This is a genomic window from Nostoc sp. UHCC 0251, from assembly GCF_034932245.1.
Classification (GTDB): domain Bacteria; phylum Cyanobacteriota; class Cyanobacteriia; order Cyanobacteriales; family Nostocaceae; genus Nostoc.
In genome coordinates, this window is the sequence record NZ_JAYGHD010000229.1 from 1 (window position 1) to 3,288 (window position 3,288).

The 3,288-nt window shown below is 45.0% G+C and carries 1 protein-coding gene; it reads right to left on the bottom strand.

All coding sequences use genetic code 11. The features are described from left to right. Window positions 1-64: 64 nt before the first annotated feature. Window positions 65-3,058, bottom strand: a complete 2,994-nt coding sequence (pruA, locus tag VB740_RS17670; RefSeq protein WP_323201266.1) for an L-glutamate gamma-semialdehyde dehydrogenase — start codon at window positions 3,056-3,058, stop codon at window positions 65-67. Window positions 3,059-3,288: the final 230 nt, after the last annotated feature.

Genomic DNA, 3,288 nt, shown 5'->3' on the forward strand with positions numbered 1-3,288 from the left:
TGCGTTAGCGACGTAGGAGCGTCATTGCGAATTGCGAATTGCGAATTGCGAATTGCGAATTGTTTTAATCTGCCCCTTCAATTGGTGCAAAACCTTGACGCTGAATATTTTCCGTTACCGCGCGTGGTTCGAGGAATTGCAGAAGGTAATCAGGGCCTCCGGCTTTAGAACCAACACCAGAAAGTTTGAATCCACCAAAGGGTTGCCGTCCAACGATCGCTCCGGTAATATTGCGGTTGATGTACAAATTGCCGACTTCAAATTCTGTCTGCGCCTGCTGAATGTGCGAAGGTGTTCTAGAATAAAGTCCGCCAGTTAAGGCGTAGTTAGTACCGTTGGCGACTGCTAACGCTTCCTGGAAATCTTTCACCCGAATTACCGCCAGCACAGGGCCAAAAATTTCTTCCTGGGAAATTACCGCATTTGGCGATACTTCACTAAAGATGACAGGCCCGATAAAATATCCTTGTTCGGGTGCTGGTAATTCCAACGCCACTTCTGCTTCTGCCTTACCCTTCTCAATATACTCGCGGATGCGATCGCGTGCATTGGCATCAATTACTGGCCCAACTTGTGTACTTGGTAACTCTGCTTCCCCAATGTTCAAAGATTTTGTCGCTTCTACCAATCGTTGCACAAAGGCATCATAAATCGGTTGCAGCACAATCACCCTGGAGGCGGCAGAACATTTTTGGCCACTGTAACCAAATGCTGACTGCACTACTCCCACAACTGCTTGGTCTAAATCAGCACTTTCATCGACAATAATGGCATTTTTGCCACCCATTTCAGCAATCACCCGTTTCATGTGCTTTTGTCCGGGTTTTAAGATTGCCGCTTCTGCGTAAATTCGACAGCCGACTTCTTGGGAACCCGTAAAAGCAATTACATGAGTATCTGGATGATTTACCAAATAAGCGCCGACTTGCGAACCTTTCCCAGGAACGTATTGAAATACACCTTTAGGGAAACCAGCCTCGATCAGGATTTCTGTGAGTTTTGCCGTAATGACAGAAGATGTTTCAGCAGGTTTCAGGAGAGTACAGTTGCCTGAAACCAAGGCTGCAACAGTCATTCCACAAGCGATCGCTAGCGGGAAATTCCAGGGAGAAATCACTACAGCAATACCGCGTGGCTGGTATATATAACGATTAGTTTCGCCGGGTATGTCATAATTCACACCTTTGTCTAACCGTTCTATCTCATCAGCGTAGTAACGACAGAAATCTATCGCTTCCGAAACCTCTCCATCAGCTTCTTTAACTGGTTTCCCAACTTCCAAAACTATCCAAGCTGAAAGTTCGGCGCGGCGGAGTTCCATCAAATCACCGGCTTTTCGCAAAATATCAGCGCGTTGTTTAGCTGGTGTTTTTTTCCATCCAGGAAACGCAGCTTTAGCAGTTTGCATCGCCTGTTCAGCTTGTTCAACGCTGATTAAGCCTACTTTACCAACTACTTCACTAAAATTAGAAGGATTAAAAGAATCAACAAATTCTGGTGTATTAACATACTCGCCATTAATTAGGGGTAAATAAGTTTTACCCAACTGTTGGCGAACGCTTTGGAAAGCTTGAGCAGATTTTCTTCTCGTCTCTTCCTCGGCGTAATCGGTATCAGCCGCACCCAGGAAGGAAGAGGAGAGGGGAACGACGGGATGGGAGGACGGGGGGAAATTTTCTGCGTCTTTTACAACTGGCGGCGCTAATAACTCTTCAATTGGTCGATTTTCGAGATTTTGGCGTAAAAAAGAACTATTAGCTGTATTTTCCAACAGCCGACGAATTAAATACGCCATTCCAGGTAATAATTCACCGTAGGGACAGTAAACTCTGACTCGATAACCCTTGTCAACCAATGCCTTTGCAACTTTATCACCCATACCGTAGAGGACTTGCAATTCAAAGCGACGGCGGGGGACATTTAAACTTTCAGCGATGGCAATGGCGCGAGAGTGCGATCGCACGTTATGGCTACCAATGGCAGAATACACATATTGATGATTTTCTAGCAACAACTGAGTGATGGTTTCAAAGTTAGCATCAGTTGCCGCTTTGTCGTTATAAACTGGCTGTGGCCAATGCTTCTGCGCTGCTTTGATAGTTTCTTGATCCCAATATGCGCCTTTCACCAAGCGGATTGTCAGGGGATAACCACGTTCTTTCAACCAAGAAATTAGGTCTTTGGTATCTTGCTCGCTATCACGCAGATATGCTTGTATTGTCATACCAATATCTGTGCGTTGCCGAAACTCTTCTTCTAAGAGCAGTTTTTTCAGAATACTAAGAGTTATGTCTTTATAGGCATACTGTTCCATATCAAAATGGACAGCTGCACCCAACTCTTTGGCACGACGTAAGAGAATCCGAATGCGATCGCTAACTCGCTCCTCACTACCTTTAGCATCTAATGGGTCAAATTGGGAATAAAACGCTGTTAATTTAACAGAAACCTGAACTTTTGGTATGGGTTCGCCATCAGCCTCATCAATAGCCGGGATAGCTGTCCAATTCTTCGATGCTTCTACCAATTGTTGCATTAATTCTAGATAGCGTTCTAGATAAGACTGCGCTTCGGCTTCGGTAATTACTGCTTCACCAAGTAAGTCGATGGTGAAAGCCATTTTTTCTTTTCGCAGTCGTTCAACTGTTTTGATGACTTGCTTAATATTTTCCCCAGAAATATATTTATGAGCAAGAGTCTCAACCGCTGTCCCAACGGTTGTAGCAGCAACTTGTCCTGGCATCGAGTCGGGGTTAGCAAAGTTTAGCATCCCCTTCAAAGCTGACGGTAATTCTACAGACTCATCGCCTAAATATTCTTGTAAATGTGAGGCAATCTCTGATTTGCTGTGCAAAGCAGGTAGTGTATCTATAAAGCGAAATAATTGCACCCGCAACCCAGGATTACTCATCGCCCAAGCTAGTAATTTATCATCCCAGCGCATTTGATCCCGCAGGGAAGAAAAAAACGAACGATTTTCCTGCGTTGCTGCTAGAAGTTGTTTAGCAATTTCTTGGGTTTTAGCTTCGTAGGCACTTGTTTGTACTTGTAATACCACTGATAATAAACTCCTTAATTAAGGCAAGGCTTTTTGTACAAAGCCTGTGTCTTCTATTTTGACGTTTTCATATATCTAGTGGGGAGTAGGGAGTAGGGAGTGGGGGGATGAGGGGGATGAGGGAGCAGGGGAAGCAGGGGGAGAAAGAATAACTAATAACTAATGCTCAATGCCCAATGCCCCATGCCCCATGCCCAATGCCCCATGCCCCATGCCCAATGCCCAATGCC